19 protein-coding genes are annotated in these 20,348 nt (G+C 72.7%); 14 read left to right on the top strand and 5 right to left on the bottom strand.

All coding sequences use genetic code 11. The annotated features are described in order from the left end of the window. Window positions 1-64: 64 nt before the first annotated feature. The 3 genes from ACFOX0_RS22585 to ACFOX0_RS22575 all read left to right on the top strand — a co-directional run bounded on the left by ACFOX0_RS22585 (window position 65) and on the right by ACFOX0_RS22575 (window position 3,410). Window positions 65-1,102 (top strand): RDD family protein, encoded by a 1,038-nt coding sequence (locus tag ACFOX0_RS22585; RefSeq protein ID WP_377549338.1) that lies wholly within the window; start codon window positions 65-67, stop codon window positions 1,100-1,102. After that, entirely contained in the window at window positions 1,099-2,538 is a 1,440-nt protein-coding gene (locus ACFOX0_RS22580; protein ID WP_377549336.1) for a hypothetical protein, read from the top strand. The genes ACFOX0_RS22585 and ACFOX0_RS22580 overlap by 4 nt, the downstream gene beginning before the upstream one ends. Window positions 2,539-2,627: 89 nt before the next feature. Next, on the top strand, window positions 2,628-3,410 hold the full coding sequence (locus ACFOX0_RS22575) for a TIGR03089 family protein (RefSeq protein WP_377549334.1): 783 nt from the start codon (window positions 2,628-2,630) through the stop codon (window positions 3,408-3,410). On the opposite strand, the gene ACFOX0_RS22570 is transcribed toward ACFOX0_RS22575, so the two are convergent. Further along, entirely contained in the window at window positions 3,397-4,602 is a 1,206-nt protein-coding gene (locus ACFOX0_RS22570; protein WP_377549332.1) for an RNA-guided endonuclease InsQ/TnpB family protein, read from the bottom strand. The two genes, ACFOX0_RS22575 and ACFOX0_RS22570, sit on opposite strands and share 14 nt — an antisense overlap. A gap of 23 nt (window positions 4,603-4,625) precedes the next feature. Between ACFOX0_RS22570 and tnpA the strand changes: the two genes are divergently transcribed. Next, the gene (gene tnpA, locus ACFOX0_RS22565) at window positions 4,626-5,057 is read left to right on the top strand and encodes an IS200/IS605 family transposase (protein ID WP_377549330.1); all 432 of its coding nucleotides are present in this window, start codon (window positions 4,626-4,628) and stop codon (window positions 5,055-5,057) included. A 195-nt stretch (window positions 5,058-5,252) separates the two neighbouring features. Beyond that, the gene (locus ACFOX0_RS22560; protein WP_377549328.1) at window positions 5,253-5,609 is read left to right on the top strand and encodes a GlsB/YeaQ/YmgE family stress response membrane protein; all 357 of its coding nucleotides are present in this window, start codon (window positions 5,253-5,255) and stop codon (window positions 5,607-5,609) included. A gap of 51 nt (window positions 5,610-5,660) precedes the next feature. Here the strand turns inward: ACFOX0_RS22560 and ACFOX0_RS22555 are convergent, their stop codons facing one another. Further along, entirely contained in the window at window positions 5,661-6,470 is an 810-nt protein-coding gene (locus ACFOX0_RS22555; protein ID WP_377549326.1) for a DUF3152 domain-containing protein, read from the bottom strand. A gap of 787 nt (window positions 6,471-7,257) precedes the next feature. On the opposite strand from ACFOX0_RS22555, the gene ACFOX0_RS22550 reads away from it, so the two are divergent. The 8 genes from ACFOX0_RS22550 (at window position 7,258) to ACFOX0_RS22515 (ending at window position 16,119) form a co-directional block, all read left to right on the top strand. Then, window positions 7,258-8,127, top strand: a complete 870-nt coding sequence (locus ACFOX0_RS22550; protein WP_377549324.1) for a hypothetical protein — start codon at window positions 7,258-7,260, stop codon at window positions 8,125-8,127. 96 nt (window positions 8,128-8,223) lie between these two features. Beyond that, window positions 8,224-8,931 carry a VOC family protein gene (locus ACFOX0_RS22545; RefSeq protein WP_377549322.1) on the top strand — a complete coding sequence of 236 codons (708 nt, stop codon included), beginning with the start codon at window positions 8,224-8,226 and terminating at the stop codon, window positions 8,929-8,931. A 263-nt stretch (window positions 8,932-9,194) separates the two neighbouring features. Next, window positions 9,195-9,989 carry an endonuclease domain-containing protein gene (locus tag ACFOX0_RS22540; RefSeq protein WP_377549320.1) on the top strand — a complete coding sequence of 265 codons (795 nt, stop codon included), beginning with the start codon at window positions 9,195-9,197 and terminating at the stop codon, window positions 9,987-9,989. Window positions 9,990-10,286: 297 nt separating this feature from the next. Continuing rightward, window positions 10,287-12,407, top strand: a complete 2,121-nt coding sequence (locus ACFOX0_RS22535; RefSeq protein ID WP_377549318.1) for a hypothetical protein — start codon at window positions 10,287-10,289, stop codon at window positions 12,405-12,407. 263 nt (window positions 12,408-12,670) lie between these two features. Then, the gene (locus tag ACFOX0_RS22530) at window positions 12,671-13,039 is read left to right on the top strand and encodes an SDR family NAD(P)-dependent oxidoreductase (RefSeq protein WP_377549316.1); all 369 of its coding nucleotides are present in this window, start codon (window positions 12,671-12,673) and stop codon (window positions 13,037-13,039) included. A 59-nt stretch (window positions 13,040-13,098) separates the two neighbouring features. Then, window positions 13,099-14,073: an acetylxylan esterase gene (locus ACFOX0_RS22525; RefSeq protein WP_377549314.1), complete on the top strand. Its 975-nt coding sequence runs from the start codon at window positions 13,099-13,101 to the stop codon at window positions 14,071-14,073. Window positions 14,074-14,319: 246 nt separating this feature from the next. Then, window positions 14,320-14,979 carry a bifunctional 4-hydroxy-2-oxoglutarate aldolase/2-dehydro-3-deoxy-phosphogluconate aldolase gene (gene eda / locus ACFOX0_RS22520; RefSeq protein ID WP_377549312.1) on the top strand — a complete coding sequence of 220 codons (660 nt, stop codon included), beginning with the start codon at window positions 14,320-14,322 and terminating at the stop codon, window positions 14,977-14,979. Window positions 14,980-15,021: 42 nt separating this feature from the next. Then, window positions 15,022-16,119 (top strand): sugar kinase, encoded by a 1,098-nt coding sequence (locus ACFOX0_RS22515; protein WP_377549310.1) that lies wholly within the window; start codon window positions 15,022-15,024, stop codon window positions 16,117-16,119. A 66-nt stretch (window positions 16,120-16,185) separates the two neighbouring features. Here ACFOX0_RS22515 and htpG read toward each other — a convergent pair whose 3' ends face one another. Next, window positions 16,186-18,138, bottom strand: coding sequence for a molecular chaperone HtpG (gene htpG, locus ACFOX0_RS22510; RefSeq protein WP_377549308.1), 1,953 nt, complete (start codon window positions 18,136-18,138; stop codon window positions 16,186-16,188). 249 nt (window positions 18,139-18,387) lie between these two features. Between htpG and ACFOX0_RS22505 the strand changes: the two genes are divergently transcribed. Then, complete coding sequence (locus ACFOX0_RS22505) at window positions 18,388-19,215, top strand: SAM-dependent methyltransferase (RefSeq protein ID WP_377549382.1); 828 nt, start codon at window positions 18,388-18,390, stop codon at window positions 19,213-19,215. 79 nt (window positions 19,216-19,294) lie between these two features. Here the strand turns inward: ACFOX0_RS22505 and ACFOX0_RS22500 are convergent, their stop codons facing one another. Both ACFOX0_RS22500 and ACFOX0_RS22495 read right to left on the bottom strand, forming a co-directional pair. Then, the gene (locus tag ACFOX0_RS22500; RefSeq protein WP_377549306.1) at window positions 19,295-19,642 is read right to left on the bottom strand and encodes a transcriptional regulator; all 348 of its coding nucleotides are present in this window, start codon (window positions 19,640-19,642) and stop codon (window positions 19,295-19,297) included. After that, the gene (locus ACFOX0_RS22495) at window positions 19,639-20,334 is read right to left on the bottom strand and encodes a hypothetical protein (protein WP_377549304.1); all 696 of its coding nucleotides are present in this window, start codon (window positions 20,332-20,334) and stop codon (window positions 19,639-19,641) included. Before ACFOX0_RS22495 ends, ACFOX0_RS22500 begins: the two co-directional genes overlap by 4 nt. Window positions 20,335-20,348 lie beyond the last annotated feature (14 nt).

Here is a 20,348-nt window from a genome sequence, read left to right as displayed (position 1 = left end):
CGGCTGCCGCCGACGGCCCCGGTCGAGGGCACCGCCGAGCGTACCGGTCAGGGACACTGTGCGGGTGACCACGCACGCGCCCCTCGCACCACTGACCGCCGGCAGCACCAGCCGGTCGGCCGACGCCGACCACGGCACCGGCTCCGCCCGGTTCGTCACCGGCGAGGCGGTGAGCCTCGACCTGCGGGTGGCCCGGACCGGTTCCCGGATGCTGGCCCGCCTGATCGACCTCGTGGTCCAGGTGGCGACGTTCTGGATGCTGATCACCGGCGTGGGCATCCTGGCGGTGCTGGTCGGGCAGACCGGCCTCGTCGAACTCGACTCGGCGTGGTTCGACGGCATCGTCGTCGTGGTCATCGCGACCGTGGTGCTCGGCTACCCGGTGCTGCTGGAATCGGTCAGCGGTGGCCGGACCCTGGGCAAGTACGCGCTGGGCCTGCGGGTGGTCCGCGACGACGGCGGGCCGATCCGGTTCCGCCAGGCGATGACCCGGGGGCTGGTCAGCGCCGCGATCGAGTGGCCGGGCCTGCTCGCCCCGCCACTGACCTGGCTGGCCTGCCTGTGGACCATGACGGTCAGCCCGCAGGGCAAGCGGCTGGGCGACTACGCGGCCGGCACCATCGTGGTGCACGAACGCACGCCGGCGGTGTGGGGCTGGATGCCGCCGACCGCGCCCGGACTCGCCGGCTGGGCCAGCACTCTGGACCTGGCCGGCATGGACGACGACCTGGCGTTGGCGGTGCGGCACTTCCTGTCCCGGCAACGACAACTGCGCGAGCCGGCCCGGGGCCGGCTCGCATACCGGCTCGCCGCCGAGGTGGCGGCGGCGACCCGGCCACCACCGCCGGCGGGTACGCCGCACCTGGCGTACCTGGCCGCCGTGCACGCCGAGCGGCACCGCCGCGCGTTGCGCCGATTGGCCGCCGTCCGGGCCCGGGCCGCCGCGGTCTGGCCGGAACTGGTCGTCGCCCCGCCCCCGCCGGGGCCGTGGTCGTCGCCCCGACCACCGATGCCCGGTCAGGCGTACCCGGGTGCCGGGCAGCCGTGGCCGGCCGTGCGGTCGGCGGTGCCGGGCGCGGCCGACCGGCCGCGGATCCCGTGACCACGCCGGGCAACGCCGGCACCCGACCGGCCACCGGCACCGGACCGGCCACCGAGGGTGGGGCGCGTACCGCCGAGGGTGGGGCGCGTACCGCCGGGTCGGCCGCCGTGCGCGCCGAGGAAGTCGCGCGCCCCGTCGAGCCGGCGGCGCCGCCGCACCGCCTCCGGCGGCGGCTCGCCGCGCTGGTTGGCGCGCTGCTCAGCCTGTGCGCGCTGGCGGGCGTGGTGCGGCTGGTCGTGCCGGCCACCACCGGTACGGCCGGCGAGCCGATCGGCGTACGCCGGCAGCTGGCGTTCCTGCGCGACGCGTTGGCGGACGGTGCCGGCGAACGGGCCCAGCAACTGTTCCCGGAGGGCTACTTCTTCCTGCACGCCCTGTACGGGCTGACCTGGGTCGAGCTGGGTCGGCGTGGCGACGACGCCGACCGGGTCACGGCACTGCGGCAGGCCCGCTGGGCCCTGGCCCGGCTGGACACACCGGCCGGGCGGGCACCGTTCAGCCCCGACCTCACCCCGTCGTACGGGGTCTTCTACACGGGCTGGACGAACTGGCTGCGCGGCGGGATCCTCGGGCTGCAATCCACCGACCGGCGCGATCCCGGCGAGCTGCGCCGGTTCGCCGACGACTCGGCCGCCCTCGGCGCCGCGTTCGACGCCGCCGGCACGCCGTTCCTGTCGGCGTACCCGGGGCAGGCCTGGCCGGTCGACTCCACCGTGGCCGTGGCGTCGCTGCGGTTGCACGACGCGCTGTTGCCGGCCCGGTTCGGCGGCACGGTGACCCGCTGGCTGGCCGGCGTACGACAACGGCTCGACCCGCGGACCGGACTGCTGCCGCACCGGGTCGACCCGGAGACCGGCGCTCCGGCGGAGGTGGCCCGGGCGACCTCGCAGGGCATGCTGCAACGGTTCCTGGTGGAGATCGACCAAGCCTTCGCCCGCGAACAGTACCTCGCCTTCCGGCGCGACTTCGTCGCCTCGCCGCTGGGGCTCGGTCCGGCGGTCCGGGAGTACCCGCGTGGCGTGACCGGCCCGGCGGACGTGGACAGCGGTCCGCTGCCGCTGGGGGTGAGTCTGTCCGCCACCGCCGTGACGATCGGCGCGGCGCAGGTGCAGGGCGACGCGTCGCTGGCCGCCGCCCTGGCCAACTACGGCGAGCTGGCCGGCCTGCCCCTGGACACCCCGTTCGGCAAGCGGTACGCGTTCGGGCTACTGCCGATCGGGGACGCCTTCCTCGCCTGGGCCAAGACCACCCGGCCGTGGCTGGCACCGACGCCCGACCCGCCGCCGGCCGTGGTCACCTGGTGGTGGCGCACGCCGCTGTTGTCGCTGCTGCTCCTGCTGGGCGTCCTGCCGTGGCTGCCGGCCCTGGTTCGGCCGGTGGTCCGCCGCCGCAGACGTGTCAGGACGACGTCCCGGCCGACCGGGACGGTACGTTGAGGGTCCACCCGCCGCTGCCGGGCCGACCGGACCGCCGGCGGTGACCGGAACGCCAGGACGGCGGGCCGACCGGCGCCGAGGAGTCGATCATGCTGTCAGCGAGCCCGGGTCCCGGAGCCGTCCTGGCCGACCCGGCGCACGGCGGTCACCCGCTGCTCACCTACCTCGACGCGGCCACCGGCGAGCGCGCCGAGCTGTCCGCCGCGCAGCTGGGCGGATGGGCCGCCCGCACCGCGCACCTGTTGCTGGACGAGTGCCGGCTGACCGTGGGTGACCGGGTGGCGGTGCTGCTCCCGCCGCACTGGCAGACCGCGGCGGTGCTGTTCGGCGCGTGGTCGGCCGGCCTGTCGGTGGCCTTCCACCCGGCGGCGACCGCCGGGCTGCCGAGGATCGGGCCGGGTGCGAACGGTCCGTTCCAGGTGACGTTCGCGGCGCTGCGCCGGATCGACGACTGGCTGGAGGACGTACCGCCGGCCGAGCACCGGTTCGCGCTGGGTCTGACGCCGGACGCGGCGCCGCTGGCCGAGGTGCCCGACGGTTACCGCGACTACGTCGCGGCGGTGCGCCGGCACGCCGACACCGCCCCGCCGTACGACGCGGTGCGCGGCGGTGACGCGGCCACCGTGGACGGCACCACGTTCGCGCAGTGGCGCAGGCTGGCCGAGGAGATCGCCGCGCGGCACGGCTTCCGGGCCGGCGACCGGGTGCTGGTGGACACCGCGCACGAGCACCCGGTGACCTGGCTGCTGGCGCCGTTGGTGACCGGCGCGTCGATCGTGTTGTGCGCCAACGCCGACGCCGACGCCGATGCCCTCGCCAGGCACGCCCGTCGCGAGGGCGCGACCCGGGTCCTGTCAACTACCCGGCCCTAGAGGGCCAGGCTTGCAGGTCTCCTCCTCGTTGGCTGCGAGGTCGGGCCGCGTGTGGTCGGTTGACTGCGCCCCAGCCTTCGACACCGCGTTGAGCGATGTTGAGGGCCGCGTTGTGATCGGCGTGGGCAACGACCCCGCACGATCGACAGGTGAAGGTTTCCTGGTCGGGGCGGTTGCGTTTGTCGCGGTGTCCGCACCGGTTGCAGGTCTGGGAGGTGTACCGCGGGTCGACTTGGACCAGCGGTACACCGGCCCGGCGGGCTTTGTAGGCCAGGAAGGCGCCGAGCTGGTGGAACGACCACGAGGAGAGCGTGACCCGTTGGGGCTTCCTGAGCCGGACCCTGGCGCGGATTCCCGTCAGGTCTTCGACGGCGATCCCGCGCGAGGTGCGTGCAGCCTCGGTCACGATGGTCTTGGCGATCACGTGGTTCACGTTCGCGGCGTGCCGCGCTTCAGTGCGCCGACGCCGGGCGAGCAGCCGCCGGGCCGACTTGGTGCCCTTGACCTGCAGCCGGCGGCGCAGTCGCTGCTGCCGGCGGCGGTAGCCGTTGAGTCGTCCGCCGGCATATCCCGTGCCGTCGGAGTCGTATGCGATGTTTGCGATGCCCATGTCCACGCCGAGGAACCCGTTCGGGTCGATCAGCTCTGGCTCGTCCACCTCGACGGTGGCGTACAGGAACCACATGCCGTCGCGGTGGACCAGGTCGGATTCGCCGACCGGCAGCGTGGTCACGGCCTTGAGCTGGTCCGCGGAGCCGGTGTAGGCGACGTTCTTGACCCGGCCGTCGACCGTCCAGATCGACACCGTGCGGGCGTCGCGCTGCCACGACAGCATCCGCGCGTCGTACGGCTGCGCGGCCTCCCACCGGAACGTGATCGGGTTGGTCTCGATCGCCTGGCGGCGTTTCGAGCCGGGCTTGCCGTAGTTGCCCGCCCGGACGTTCGCGGCCAGGGCCTTGTAGGCGTCGCAGACCTTTTTGATCACATGCTGCGCGGCCTGGGCGCCGAGCCGGTGATCGGCCTTGATGCCCTGGTAGACGTGTTTACGCAGGTCATAGTTGCGGTAGCAGTCGACCTCCCGGGCCGTGGCGGCGGCCTCGGACGCCGCGGCGTTACAGGCGCGCAGGGTCGCCTCCAACGCCGTCGCCTGCTGCGGCGACGGCAGGAGTTTCACCTGCACGACCAGCTTCACGTGCCCACTGTATCATTTGGTCTGTGTCACCACGATGGACCCCAGACCCCGATGTCCGCCGCGGCCGTTCGGTCGTGCACAACCTCCACGTCCACTTGGTCTTCACCACCAGGTACCGGACAGGAGCACTCACCGACCCGATCCTCACCCGCTGCGAACAGATCATGGCCGACGTGTGCCGAAACTTCGGCGCAGAGCTGCGCGAATTCAACGGCGAAACCGACCACGTCCACCTGCTCGTCCACTACCCGCCGACGGTCACCCTGTCGAAGCTGGTCAACAGCCTCAAGGGCGTCTCAGCCCGCTACCTACGCCAGGAACACAGCCCCCACCTGCGCAAATACCTGTGGAACGGGCACCTGTGGTCCCCGTCGTACTTCGCCGGAACCTGCGGCGGAACACCCCTTACGGTGGTCAAGGAATACATCGAAAACCAGAAACGTCCCGCTCAGTGACGGCTTTCCTCCCGACCCTGAAAGGCCGGCGTTCCAGCCTTACGAGCTGCTGAACGGCCGCGACCCGGGTGCTCGGGCGGGCCGCCGCGGGGTGCTCGGACCGGCGCCGCGACGCCGGTGACCTGCGGAAGGTTTGCCGAGGGCGGCGTTCCGGGCATCCACCGACCGGACATCAGGTCGAAGGGAGCGCCCGACATGCAGGTGACCGACTATCTCAGCGCCATCCTGGTCGGTGTGCTGATCGGGGTGCTCGGGCGGCTGGTGCTGCCCGGTCGGCAGCGCATCGGCGCGTTCCTGACCTTCCTCATCGGGGTGGGCGCGGCGCTGCTCGGGCTGTTCCTCGCCCGCTGGCTCGGCGTGGACGACCGGGCCCCGGTACGGCTGTGGGTGCTGCACTGGGACTGGATCGTGCTCGCCTTCCAGGTCGGGCTCGCGGTGATCGGGATCGGTCTGGCCAATGTGCTGACCCACACCAGGCTCGCCGGCGGGCAGGAGCGTCCCCGCCGGCGTCCGGCCCGGCGCCGGACCACCCGGAGCAGCTCCGCCGACTGACCGCCGGTGCGGCGGTCCGGTACCGGGTGCGGACGGTCCGCCGGGCGGTGCTCAGCCGTCCGTCGGGATCGGATCGTCGTACGCGCCGGGCGGGCCGGCGAAGTCCGCGTCCTTCGGCCGGGGCCAGGCGTTCGGCAGGCAACCGTGCAGGCCCAAGGTCTGCTGCTGCATCACCGGTGCCGGCCCGCCCGCCTTCGGGCACAACTCGTGGCCGTGGCCGAGCCGGTGCCCGACCTCGTGGGTGACCAGATACTGCCGGTAGGTCGTCAGGTCACCACCGAACTGCGGCACGCCGCGCACCCAGCGGGCCACGTTGAGCACCACCTGATCGCCGACCCGGCACGAGGTGTAGAGGTCGGTGGTGTCGCCGCAGAGACGGCTGCGGGTGACCGGGGTGGCCAGTTGGACGGTGAAGTCGGCGGCGACCCGGGGGCCGACCCGCTGCAGCCGCCACCTGCCGCCTCCGGTCCATCCCCGAGGGTCGGCCAGGATGGCCGCGACCTGGCCGGCGAACCGTTCCAGGTCGATGTTGCCGATGCCTCCCTCGACCGCGACCCGGTAGCGCAGCAACTGGCCGGAACGACCGGCGACGGCACCCTGCTCCTTGGCGGTCCGCCAGGTGCCGGTGCCGCGTTGGGCATACGTCACGGTCGGTTCCGCGACGGTCGACGGCCCGGCGGTCGCCTGCCGGGGCGTGCCGACGCGAACCGGCGTGGGGCTGCCGGTCGGGGGTACGGCGGCCGCGTCGCCCTTGCCGGACAGCGCGTCCAGGCTCCAGTCGCCGAGCTTGCCGCCCTTCGCCGCGTACGCGCCACCGGCCGCCAGGCCGAGCCCGGCGAGCACGGCGAGCACGGTGAACACGACCGTTAACGGGCGCCGGCGGCGGGGACGGCGGTGCGACCGGGGCAGTGGCCGGGCCGAGGAGGTGGGACGGTACTGCGCGGCGGACCCGCGGCCGGGCGGCGGCCCGGATCGACGGGCAGAGTCGAGCCGACGGGCCGGTTCGGGCCGACGGGCCGGATCCGGCGGGCGGATCGGCTGGGCCTGGCGGGCCGGCGGCGGACCGGGTCGTTGCTGCCGGGGCGGAGTCGTCCGGGGTGATCGTCGTGGTGGTGCCGACCCGCGTCCCTCGCCGCCACGCACAGTTGATCTTCCTCCCCGCAGTCGATCCCACCCAAGGTTACGGACGGCAGCGGGAAAAGGTTGACTCGCGGTGGGAAAAGTTGCGGCGATCCCCGCGGGGCGGGCCTGCCGTGGCCACTGCCGCCTACCGTGGTCGGATGCGCGTACTGCTGGTCGCGCTGACCCGGTGACCGCAGGTGCGACCATCCGGGTCGATCGGCGTCGCCGCAGCCCGCCGCGGTCCGCCATAGTGCGTAACGCTTCGTAGAGTGGAGTCCTCTGTGTACGCTCCGCGGTCGGGACGCCGATCGGCAGGCGGGTGACCGCCGGCGCCGGGAGGGGACGATGGCTGAGGGAAGGGAGCGGGATGTCGCGCAAGAAGCGTGGAGCAACAGCGCGCCGACCGAATTCGTCCAGGCCGGGCCGCCCCGATGAGAAGATCCAGCCGGTTCGCCCCGAGGAGAAGGATCAGCCTGCGCCCTGGTGGCGAGGGCTCACCAAGTCGGCCGTCGGGTGGATCGCCGGCGTGACGGCCGCCGTGGTGGCCGGCGCGTTCAGCGCGGTGCTGCTCTGGGCCGGGCCCGAGGTGGTCGACGGCCCCGCGGCCAAGGACGCGATCCGCGAAGTCGCGCGGTCGACGGAGGATCTGCGTTACACCGTCGCCCATGAGAATGACGGCTGGGTCATCGCGCTGCCCACGGGGGTTGAACTGACCGCCCGGCAGAAGAGCTTCCTGGGCAAATGGTCACTCGACTACACCGACCCGGACGGGTACAGCCTGGATCGGCTCGCCGCCGAGTTACGGGCTGCCGGAGGCGCCGAGATTCCGAAGCAGACGCTGCGGTTGACCGTCGAGGGTCGGCGCAACCAGCCGATCAGGGTGGACAGCATCAAACCCGTCAACGTCCGGCGCGAGAAGCCGTACGACGGGACCCTGCTTTTCGTCCCGCCGCAGGAGTCCGGCAACACGGTCGAGATGATGTTCGACTTCGACGAGGCCGACCCCCGGGCCCGGGTCGCGGCCCGCCGGGACGACAGTGGGGAGTACAAGCCTGGCGAGTTGTTCTTCCAGAAGAAGACCCTCACGATCAAGGACGCGGTCCAGGACACCCTCGTCGTCCGGTCGGTGGCCAGCCGGTGGGCGGTGTCCTTCGAGATCCGTATCGACTACCACCTCGGCAACGAGGCCAGGCACGTCGTCATAACCGACGAGGGTCATCCGTTCTCCCTCAGCCCGATGAGTTGTGCCGACCGGACCCGGCTGGCTGCCGACGGAACGCCGATCAGTCAGGGGCACGCCAACTATCGGCAGATCTGGGCCATGCGAGGTGATTTCAAGGGCATCGAGGAGGTACCTGACCCGAACCGTTACGAACTCGGCAGCCCGTTCTGTTGACGGTTTTGCCGGGTGACTCGAGCCACCCTTTCCGGACCAACGCTGGTGGCCGGTAAATACCTTGTCGCCTCGCGGGAGCCTGGCTACCGTACCGTCATGATCTTGCCGGTGCTGACGGTGACCTTCGACGCGCAGGACCCGGCGCGTCTGGGGCGGTTCTGGGCCGAGATGCTCGGCCGGGAGGTCGTCGGGAACGACGCCGCTGGTGCGCTGCTGCCCGGCGACGACACCCAACTCGGCCTGCGGTTCGTCCCCGGTCCGGCGGCGAAGGCCGGGACGAGACGGCTGCACCTCCATCTCACCAGCGCCGACGTCGACGAGCAGCGGCAGCACGTGGCGACGGCGCTGCGCCTCGGCGGCGGCCACCTGGACGTCGGGCAACGCCCCGAGGAGGAGCACATCGTCCTGGCCGACCCCGAGGGCAACGCGTTCTGCGTGATCGAGCCGGGCAACGCCTACCTCGCCGGGTGCGGGCCGCTCGGCGAGATCGCCTGCGACGGCACCCGCGAGGTCGGACTCTTCTGGAGCGAGGCGCTGGGCTGGCCGCTGGTGTGGGACCAGGACGAGCAGACCGCGATCCAGTCACCGTACGGCGGAACGAAGGTCGCCTGGGGCGGCCCGCCGGTCACCGCCAAGGGCGGCCGGAATCCGCAGCGCTTCGACCTCGCACCGACCGACGGTGACCAACGGGCGACGGTCGACCGGCTGGTCGCCCTCGGTGCCACCCGGCTCGGTACCGGTACGGACGGCGCCGTCGAGCTGGCCGACCCGGACGGCAACGAGTTCTCCGTCCGCGCGGGCTGACGCCTCCGGATACGCGCGGTCCCGCACGTCACCGTCGGCACGGCGGCGCCCTGAATCGACGAACCGCGCCGGTCCCGGCCCCGACCGGCGGTTAATCGCGTCGTTCCTCGGTTCGGACAGCTCCGCCGCCACGCATCGGCGCCATCGTCGCCGGACCGCGTGGGCCGGGTCCGCCGCCACCGGACCGTCGTTGAGGCGACAGCGTCGGTGCGCCGACACCGCTTGCGACGCGGCCCGGGTTTGATCGCCGGATCTGTGCGAATGTGCTGGCGAGCCGGAACGGGCCGCTGGCCGAGGACCAACACCGTTGGGTGGCCGTGCTCGCCGCCGGGGAGGGCGCGATGCTGGCCGGGTTGGCGGCGGCCAAGGCCGGCGGACTGCGCGGCAGCTGGCGGTACGAGCTGCTCGACGTGCTGGTGCCGCACGGTCGGCGGGTGGCGAGCCTGCTGAACCGGCTGCCGCTCGGCCTGCCCCCGGTGCGGGTGCGACGGACCCGGCAACTGCCCGAATCCGACCGGCAGGCAGGCCGGCCGTCCCGGACCACGATGGCCCGTTCGCTCGTCGACGCGGCGCAGTGGGCCCGTACCGACGACGAGGCGCAGTCCATTCTTGCCGCCGGCTGCCAGCAACGCCGGGTGACCCCGGCCGAGATCGACGCGGTGGTCGAGCGGATGCCGAACGTCAAGCGCCATCGGTTGATCCGCCACACCCTCGCCGACATCGCCGGCGGGGCCGAGGCGCTGTCCGAGATCGACTTCGTCCGGCTCTGTCGCCGGAATCGCCTGCCCGTCCCAGATCTGCAGGAACGTAGGGTGGACGCTGGCGGGCGTACCCGATATCTGGACGCTCGGTGGCGGCGATGGCGGCTGCATGTGGAGATCGACGGCGCCCACCACATGGAGGCGCGGTACTGGGCCGCCGACCTGCGCCGACAGAACGAGATCTGGATCGCCGGTGACCGAATTCTCCGGTTCACCGCTTTTGACGTCCGACATCACCCCGACGACGTCGTCGCCCAGCTCCGCGCCGCGCTTACCGCCGCCGGTTGGCAGGCATGACCGGCGGGGTTGGGGAATCTGAGTGTCGCTGGGACGACACTCAGATTCCCCAGCCCCGGGCGTGACGCCCGGCGAAGCGTCTCCAGCTCGCGAAGCCTGGACCGGCCCTGCGCAGCGGGGCCCGTCCGAGCCGGCAGGTGCCGAGCCGCCAGCCACCCGCCTGGCGTGACGCCCGGCGAAGCGGGGGCAGTCGGGTAACGGATCCGTCGCCGTCGGCGCTGGAGGGTCGACCGCCGCCGACGATGGGGCGCGAGCGGCCGGTCCGGTCCCGTAGCCGAAGGAAAGGGTGATGCCGTCGTGCTCTTCCGTGTTGCCGCCGACCGACCGGGCAGGTCGCCCCTGGTGATCGCGTGTCCGGACTGCGACGGAATGACGTTCACCCTGCGCCCGTGCGGGTGCACCGAGTACGGCGACCGGTTCCTGGTGGAGCAGGTGGACGGCGGGGCAGGCCGGGAGGCGTACCGGGACTGCCGGCTCTGCGGCGGTGCCGGCAGCGTCGCGGCGGGCTGTTCCCACTGCCGGCAGGGTGGCCGGCGTCGCGCGCAGTTGGTCTTCACGATGGTCAATCTGGACACCGGCGCGGTCGCGTCGGCGTCGGTGGCGCCCGGCAGGGTCACGCCGAGCCGGTCCGGCGCCGGCTGGTGGTTGGACCTGGCGCCGCTGTTGGACGACCTGGCCGACACGGTGGGCCTCCCCCACGACACGCATCGGGAGCCGCCCATTCCGCTGCCGGCGCACTGGTGTCCCGACCTGCCGGCGGACCGACGCACCGAGCTGGAGGCCCGCGCGATCGTGGAGCGGGACCGCGGCCCGTGGCGGGTCGTGCTCGGTCGCGTCGAGCGGCCGGCCGCGCCGGATCCGGGCCGGCGGTTGGCCCGGCTGTGCGCGACGGCGGACCTGCTCCTGCTCGATCTGGTGGTGGAGGCCCGCCGCACCGACCTCGGCGAGCTGAACTGGGAGGTCCGCTACGAGTTGCCTGGCGGGGACGTGCCACCGTCGCAACGTGGCCGGGCCGGCGACCTGGCGGTGGCGCTGCGCGCCACCGACGTCGCCGACGCACTGGTCGACCTGCGCACCCGGGGCCGGGCCGCGCCCGCCCACCTGCTGCGGACCGGCCCCCGGCCCACCGCCCGACCCGACCGGACCGGCCCCGCCGGTCCCGACCGGATGGACGCCGGCCGGCTCGAACGTCGGGTCGTCGCCGACTGCGTCGACCGCGCCACCGGCGGCGGGCTGCCGGGTGCGCAGGCCGTCTGGCGGGACGGCCGCTGGTGGCACAGCGGCCTGCGGCCCGGCGGTCGCACCGAGCAGCTCACCGAACGCCGCACCGGCCAGGTGGTCCGTCGGCACACCACCGCCCTGCTGCGGTGTGCCGAACCGCCGGCGCCGTCGGCGTGGGGCGACCCCGTCCGGTACGGGCCGTGCCCCGACTGCGTACCCGGCCAGCGGCTGAGCGTCTGCGACTGTGCCCGCCGGCTCGCCGACCCGGCCGGCACCGAGCGGGGACCCGCCGACCCGACCTGCCCGGACTGCGGCGGCACCGGCGTACAGCCACGACAGCTGGCCTGCCACCGTTGCCGCGACACCCAGAAGATCTACGCGGAGCTGCTGGTCACCGTCACGGATCTGGTCGACCGGTCGGTCCACCTGCACTGGCGGGCCGGCGACGAGACGGGAGCGCCGCAGGTCGCCGCCGGACCGGGCGGCGGACCGGTGGTCCAGCTCTCCGAGCCCTACCGGCTCGCGTCGTGGGCCGCCACCCTCGGCGTACGCCCCGAGCACCTGGTCGACACCGACGACACCATCCCGATCGACCATTTCCTGCTCGACGGCGTCGTCCCCCTGCCCGCCGCCGACGCCGACCCGGTGCGGGAACACATCGCCCAGGCCGGTGACGGCCGCGCCGCCGCCCGGCTGCTGATCGTGGCCACCTCGCCGGACGCGCCACCGATCACCGAGCTGGCCCGGCTCGCCCACGGCCTCGACCTGGCGCTGGTCGTCAGCGCCCGGGACTGTTCGCTGGACGACACCGAGCCGGTCAGCGTGCACGGGCTGCTCTGGAACGTCGACCTCTGCGCCCGGACCGCCCTGCCCGACGACTTCCCGCACCACGGCAGTCCGGAATCCGCCGCCGCCACCTGCTGGGAGTACGTTGACGGGGCGTTCGCCGACGCCGTACCCACGGACCCGGCGGAATCGATCCCCACGCCGCAGCATCCGGGCGCCGCGCCGGGCGAGGACCCGGTGCCGGTGGTCACCCGGTTGGCCCGCCGGTACGCCGGCCGGACCGTCTCGGTACGGCTCGACCGGGCCGGCTGCACCGTCCTGCTGCACCAGAACGACGGCGGTCTGCACGTCCTCGCCGACGCCCCCGACCTGCCCACTGCCGTCGCGACCCTCGGCCTGCCGACGCGGTGACGCCCCGGTCGGGTCGGTCCGGCCCCGGCGACCGGGCGGCGGGACACCGGCCGGTGTGCCGCTCGCCGAACGGGGGTGGCACATCGATCGGTGCCAGGTACCGGCCGGGGCCGACTCCACGGGTGGTGTACTACAGGCCGACGGATCTTCGCCGGGACGGTGTCGCGCCCGCGCCGGCAGCGGATCGGCTACCCGCTCGCGTCGGCCCCCGCCGCGCGCCGACCGCTCCGCACCGCCGTCGAACGGCACCGGATGGAGGAGGCATGAGCGAACGCACCGAGCGGAGCGAGGGCCGTGAGGGCATGCCCGGCCGGCCCGGCATGAGCGAACGCACCGAGCGGAGCGAGGGCCGTGAGGGCATGCCCGGCCGGCCCGGCATGAGCGCAGCGAAGGACCGGGTCGTCGTGGTCACCGGCGGCGCCGCGGGCATCGGCGGCGCCACCGTACGGCGGTTGGCCGCCGAGGCGACCGTGGTGGCGGTCGACCGGGACGGCGACGCGGTAAACCGGTGTGCCGCCGAGGTCGCCGAGGCGGTGGCCTTCCTGCTCGACGCCCGGTCCAGCTTCGTCACCGGCACCGACCTGCGCGTCGACGGCGGCCTGCTGGCCCAACTCGGCGTCACCCTTCCCTGACCCGTACGCCCCCCGAATACCGGACGGGCACCCCACCACCCCTCGATCGGAGCGCTGACATGGCACAGTTCGACCTGCCGCTCGACCAGCTCGAGTCGTACCGCTACCCCGACGCCGAACCGGCCGACCTGGACGCGTTCTGGTCCCGGACGCTGGCCGAGGCGCGCAAGCACCCGCTGGACGTACGGCTGGAACCTGTCGTCACGCCGCTGCGCACCGTCGCCGTACGGGACGTGGAGTTCGCCGGCTTCGCCGGCGACCGGATCCGGGCCTGGCTGGTCACCCCGGCCGACGCCGACCCGGACCGGCCGCTGCCGGTCGTGGTCGAGTTCATCGGGTACGGCGGTGGCCGCGGCCTGGCGCACCAGCACCTGCTGTGGGCCTCGGCCGGCTTCGCGCACCTGGTGGTGGACACCCGCGGTCAGGGCGCCGGGTGGAGCGTCGGCGCCACGCCCGACCCGCACGGCTCGACGAGCAGCACGCCCGGCTTCATGACCCGGGGCGTCGACTCCCCCGACGACCACTACTACCGGCGGGTCTACACCGACGCGGTACGTGCCGTCGAGGCCGCCCGCACCGTGGCCGGCCTCGACCCGGACCGGATCGTGGTGACCGGCGGCAGCCAGGGCGGCGGCATCTCGCTGGCCGTCTCGGCGCTGGTGCCCGACCTGGCCGGGGTGGCCGCCCGGGTGCCGTTCCTGTGCGCGTTCCGGCGTTCGGTGGCGCTCATCGACCGCGACCCGTACGCCGAGGTCCGCCGCTACCTGGCGGTGCACCGGAACAAGCGGGACGTCGTCTTCGGCACGCTGGACTACTTCGACAACGCCCACCTGGCCAGCCGGTCCCGTTGCCCCGCCTGGATCTCGACCGCGCTGATGGACGACGTCTGCCCACCCTCCACGGTGTACGCCGCGTACAACGCCTACGCCGGGCCGAAACGGATCCAGGTGTGGCCGTTCAACGGGCACGAGGGCGGCGGCGCGGACGACGACCTGCTGGTGCTGGACTTCTTCCGCGAACTGCTCGGGACCTGATCGTCGGCACCGGGCCGGTCCGGCCGGGGCACGGGCGCCGGTCCGGCCACGGGTGTCGGCGCGGGTACGGGCGGCATCGACGGACGTGTCCGCTCCGGAGGTCGGGCGGGGCGGTATGGTCACCGCGACGCTCGCTCCGGACCTCCTCGATCCGGCCGCCCGAGACGCGCGGGCCGGCGGTCCGGGCCACCGTTACGACGTCACGGCGAAGGGAGTCCAGGGTTGACCGGCGGAGGAACGACTGACGTGGCCGCGGACCGGCAGACCGGACCGGACGTGCTGGGCACCCTGGCGGGGTCCCGGGTGCTGCCGGTGATCGTGCTCGACGACCCGGCCGCCGCCGACCCGCTGGCCGGCGCGCTGCTGGCCGGCGGCCTGCGCGCGGTCGAGGTGACCTTCCGGACCGCCGCCGCGGCGGAGGCGATCCGGGTCATGGCCGGCCACGACGACCTGCTGGTCGGCGCCGGTACGGTGCTGCGGGCCGACCAGGTCGACGAGGCCCTCGCGGCGGGTGCCCGGTTCGTGGTCAGTCCCGGTTTCGGGCCGGCGGTGGTACGCCGCTGCCAGGAACTCGGTGTCCCGGTCTTCCCGGGGGTGTCCAGCGCGACCGACATCCAGGCCGCCCTGGACGCCGGCATCGAGGTGGTGAAGTTCTTCCCGGCCGAGCAACTCGGCGGGGTGGCGATGATCAAGGCGCTGGCGGCGCCGTTCCGGTCGGTCCGGTTCATCCCGACCGGCGGGGTCAACACCGGCAACCTGGCCGACTATCTCGCCCAGCCGGCGGTGCTGGCGGTCGGCGGTACCTGGATGGTGGCCCCGGACCTGCTGGCCGCCGGCCGGTGGGACGAGGTCACCCGGCTCACCGCCGAGGCCGTGGCCACCGCGTCCTGCACCTCGGGCCGTTGACGGCCGCCGCGTCCCGCACCTCGAACCGCTGAAGGAGGAACCGTGCTGAATCCGCGTCCCGCCGCGCAGTGCCGCTACGACCTGGTCTCGCTCGGCGAGATCATGCTCCGGCTGGACCCCGGCGAGGGTCGGGTGCGCACCGCCCGGCAGTTCCGGGCCTGGGAGGGCGGTGGCGAGTACAACGTGGCCCGCGGCCTGCGCCGCTGTTTCGGGCTGCGGACCGCGGTGGTCACCGCGTTCGCCGACAACGAGGTGGGTCGCCTGCTGGAGGACCTGGTGCTGGCCGGCGGGGTGGACACGTCACTGATCCGCTGGGTGCCGTACGACGGCATCGGCCGGACCGTTCGCAACGGGTTGAACTTCACCGAGCGGGGCTTCGGCGTCCGCGGCGCGGTCGGCACCTCGGACCGGGGGAACACCGCCGCCGGCCAACTGCGCCCCGAGGACGTCGACTGGGAGTACCTGTTCGGCACGCTGGGGGTGCGCTGGCTGCACACCGGCGGGATCTACGCCGCGCTGTCCGAGACCACCCCGGACACCATCGAGGCGGCGATGACCGCCGCCCGCCGGCACGGCACGATCATCTCGTACGACCTGAACTACCGGCCCAGCCTCTGGCAGGCGATCGGCGGGCAGGAGCGGGCGCGGGAGGTGAACCGGCGGCTGGCCCGGCACGTCGACGTCATGATCGGCAACGAGGAGGACTTCACCGCCTCGCTGGGCTTCGAGGTGCCGGACACCGACGAGTCGCTGTCCGAACTGGAGGTGGACAACTTCCGGCGGATGATCGGTGAGGTGACGAAGGCGTACCCGAATTTCGCGGTCGTGGCGACCACCCTGCGGACCGTACGCAGCGCCACCGTCAACGACTGGGGCGCGATCGCCTGGTCGGCGGCGAGCGGCTTCGTCGAGGCCACCCACCGGGCCGGCCTGGAGATCATGGACCGGGTCGGCGGCGGCGACAGCTTCGCCTCCGGCCTGGTCTACGGCCTGCTGGAGACCGGCGACCTGGCCACCGCCGTGGAGTACGGCGCGGCGCACGGCGCGCTGGCGATGACCACCCCCGGCGACACGTCGATGGCCAACCGCACGGAGGTCGAGGCGCTGATGCGCGGCGCCGGCGCCCGGGTGCAGCGCTGACCGGTGCAACGCTGACCGGCGTCCAACGGGCCGGACGGGGAATCCGCCCGGCCCGCCGGTCCGGACCTACAGCGTGTGCGAGAGGCGGTCGGCCAGGACCCGGATGAAGCGGGCCGGCTCGCGCAGCTCGCCGCCCTCGGCGAGCAGCGCCATCCCGTACAGCAGTTCGGCGGTCTCGCCCAGCGCGGGGTCCTCGGGCCGCTCCTCGTACGCGGTCCGCAGCCCGGTGACCAGCGGGTGGGTCGGGTTCAGCTCCAGGATTCGCTTGATCTGCGGCACCTCCTGGCCCATCGCCCGGTACATCTTCTCCAGGGTGGGCGTGACGTCGTGCGCGTCACCGACGATGCAGGCCGGTGAGGTGGTCAGCCGGGACGACAGCCGAACCTCCTTGACGTCCTCGGTGAGCTTGGTGCCGAGGAACGACAGCAGGCCGGCGAAGTCGGCGCGCTGCTGTTCGCGTTCCGCCTCGGTGGCCTTCTTCTCGTCCTCGGTGTCCAGGTCGACCTGCCCCTTGGCGATCGACTGGAACTTCTTGCCGTCGAACTCGGGGACGGACTCCACCCACACCTCGTCGACCGGATCGGTCAGCAGCAGCACCTCGTACCCCTTGGAGCGGAACGCCTCCATGTGCGGTGAATTCTCGATCATCGAGCGGGACTCGCCGGTCATCACATAGATGTGCTCCTGTCCCTCCTTCATCCGCTCCACGTACCCGCGCAGGGTGGTCGGCTTCTCCGCGTCGTGGGTGGAGGCGAACGAGGCGATCTCGAGAATGGTTTCCCGGTTGTCGAAATCGTTGAGCAGGCCCTCCTTGACCGCGCGGCCGAACTCGGTCCAGAAGGTGTGGTAGCGGTCCGGGTCGGCGGTCATCATCTCCTTGACCGTGGACAGCACCTTCTTCACCAGCCGCCGGCGCATCAACTGGATCTGCCGGTCCTGCTGGAGGATCTCCCGGGACACGTTGAGGGACAGGTCCTGGGCGTCCACCACGCCCTTGACGAACCGCAGGTATTCCGGGACGAGGGCCTCGCAGTCGTCCATGATGAACACGCGCTTGACGTACAGCTGGACGCCGCGCCGGGCGTCGCGCATGAACAGGTCCATCGGCGCGTGCGACGGGATGAACAGCAGGGCCTGGTACTCGAAGGTGCCCTCCGCCCGGATGTGGATGGTCTCCAGCGGATCGGTCCAGTCGTGGCTGACGTGCCGGTAGAACTCCTTGTACTCGTCCTCGGCCACCTCGTCGCGCGACCGCGCCCAGAGCGCCTTCATCGAGTTGAGTGTCTCCGGGGCGGCCGGCGTGGCCTCGGCGTCGGTCCCGCCCTCGGCGTCGGTGTCGCCCGCGGCCGGCGCGGCGGGCTGTTCGGCGGCCATCCGGATCGGCCAGGCGATGAAGTCCGAGTACCGCTTGACCAGCTCGCGGATCTTCCACGCGGAGGTGTAGTCGGCGAGCTGGTCCTCCTGGTCGGCCGGCTTGAGGTGCAGGGTGACCGAGGTACCCTGCGGCGCGTCGGCGACCGTCTCGATGGTGTACGTCGCCTCGCCGCCGGACTCCCACCGGGTCGCCTCGTCCTGGCCCGCCCGGCGGGTGAGCAGGACGACCTTGTCGGCCACCATGAAGCTCGAATAGAAACCGACGCCGAACTGCCCGATCAGGTCCCGGGAGGCGGCGGCGTCCTTCGACTCCTTCATCTTGCGCAGGAATTCGGCCGTGCCGGATTTCGCGATCGTGCCGACGAGCTGGATCACCTCGTCGCGGGACATCCCGATGCCGTTGTCCCGGACGGTCAGCGTCCGCTGTTCCCGGTCCACCTCGATGTCGATGTGCAGATCCGAGGTGTCGACCCGCAGGTCCTTGTCGAGGAACGACTCCAGGCGCAGTTTGTCCAGCGCGTCCGAGGCGTTGGAGACGAGTTCCCGCAGGAAGGTGTCCTTGTTCGAATAGATCGAATGGACCATCAACTGCAGCAGTTGGCGCGCCTCGGCCTGGAATTCGAGAGTTTCGATCTGGGTAGTCATGATTCCTTCTCGACGGGCGAATTTCCGGCCGAAATCGTACGACCCGGGCCGCCGCGGCCGCAACGACGGTCGGGCCGGACGGTGCCCCGCCGGCCGACGCACCCCGTCGACCGGCCCGTCCGGCCCGTCCGGCCCTCGTCCGACCGGTCCGACCCGGATCCGGCTCCGGTGGCCTGGTGACGTGCGGTCAACCGCCGACTACGCTGGCCGGGTTGGACTCGGCGTACTCGGGAGGTGCCGGTGAGCGACATGAAGAGTCCGGCGCTCACCGGTCCGGCGGCGCACCGGATCGATCCGACCGTGCCGCATCCGGCCCGCCGGTACGACTACTGGCTCGGCGGCAAGGACAACTTCGCGGCCGACCGGCACTCCGGGGACGCCGTGGCCGCCGCCTACCCCGCCATCCGCACCACCGCGATCGAGAACCGTCGGTTCATGCATCGGGCCACCCGCCAGCTGGCGGCCGGGGCGGGTATCCGACAGTTCCTCGACATCGGCACCGGCATCCCGACCAGGCCCAACCTGCACGAGGTGGCGCAGTCGGTCGCGCCGGACACCCGGGTGGTGTACGTCGACAACGACCCGATAGTGCTGAACCACGCGCGGGCGTTGCTGGCCAGCAACCCGAAGGGCGCCACCGCGTACGTCGACGCGGACCTGCGCCAACCGGACCGGATCCTGACCGACGACGAGTTGCTCGCCACGCTCGACCTGACCCGACCGGTCGGGTTGATGCTGGTGGCCATCCTGCACTTCCTGGTCGACCACGACGAGGCGTACCGGGTGGTCCGGACCCTGGTCGACGCGCTGCCGTCCGGCAGCCACCTGGTGATCTCGCACGCCACCACCGACCTGGTGCCGCCGCGGGTGGCGGCCAGCGCGGCGCCGACCTCGGACGCCAGCCAGATCCGGATGAGCTTCCGCACCCGGGACCAGATCGCCGCCTTCTTCGACGGGCTGGAACTGCTGCCCCCGGGCGTCTCGCCGATCACCGAGTGGCGCCCGGACGCCCGGTCGGCCGGACGCACCCCGGTCGACCAGGCGTCCATGTACGGCGCGGTGGCCCGCAAGCCCTGACCCGCCGTCCCGGCCGGCGCCCTCGGGCGCACGGTGGCCGTGCCCCCGGGCGGCGGGGATGGTTGTTCGACGGTTGCCGCTAATGCCCGTTGGTCGTCTCGACACGGACGATGAGCTCTTTCAGTCGCGCGATCTCGTCGGCGAGCGCGGTGGTGCCGGCGGCGGTGAGGGTGATCCAGGTGCGGCCACGTCGACCCTCGTAGCCCTTCTCGATCTCGATCAGGCCAGCCGTTTCCAGCACGCTGAGGTGCTTGGAGAGGTTGCCGGCCGTGAGTTCGAGGTGGGTGCGCAGGTAGCCGAACTCGACCCGGCGCGCCTCGTGCGCGATGGTCAGGATGCCGAGCCGGGCCCGCTGGTGCACCACCTCGTCCAACCCGGTGACCGGGTGCCCGGCATCCGGGTCCGGGGCGCCGGTCACGGCCGTCACCGCTGCCGCCCGCGGGCCGCTCTGAAGAACCCGGCCGCGCCGAGCAGCAGCACCGCGCCGATGATGACCTGCGGTACCGCGAATCGAGCCTGAACTCCCCAGCCCGCCAGTCCCCAACCCTCGTTCGTCGGCACCACCAGCAGCACCAGGGCCAGGTAGGCGAGGGTGAACAGCAGCAACCCGAGGTTGCGCTCCAGCCGGGCCAGCACCAACAGCGCGATCCCGATCAGGCCCCAGGGCATGAGCAACCGGTCCAGGATCAACCACCAGTACGGCAGCGGCTGGTCCGGCAGCGGGTGGCTCCGGAAATACAGGGGCGCGGCCACCAGTATTGCGGCCAACCCGACGGCCGTCACCGCGCCGGTGATCGCGTACGGCACCACCCGGGCACCGAGCCCGCGCGCCCGGGCAGTCCGCACATAGGAGACGGCGATCGCCGCGTAGGCCAGCAGGAGCGCCACGGGCCAGTAGTACAGCAGGCCCCACCGCGCGAACTCGCAGCTGTTGTCCGGGTGGCAGTGCACGGTCATGCCGAGCCAGTCGAACGGGATCCCGACCAGCGTCGCCACGCCCAGCACCAGCAGGGCCACCCAGGTCATCCGTTGGTCGAGACGCACCTGGTGCGCCAGGGAACGTACGTCGGACAGCAGTCGGCGGGGATCGCCGCCGGCAGATAACGGCTCAGTGGTCATGCCAATAGGTTTCC

This window comes from Micromonospora zhanjiangensis (genome assembly GCF_042650605.1).
Lineage (GTDB): Bacteria > Actinomycetota > Actinomycetes > Mycobacteriales > Micromonosporaceae > Micromonospora_J > Micromonospora_J zhanjiangensis.
The sequence above is the reverse complement of the archived record's forward strand: the minus strand, read 5'-3'. Positions and strand labels throughout refer to the sequence as shown.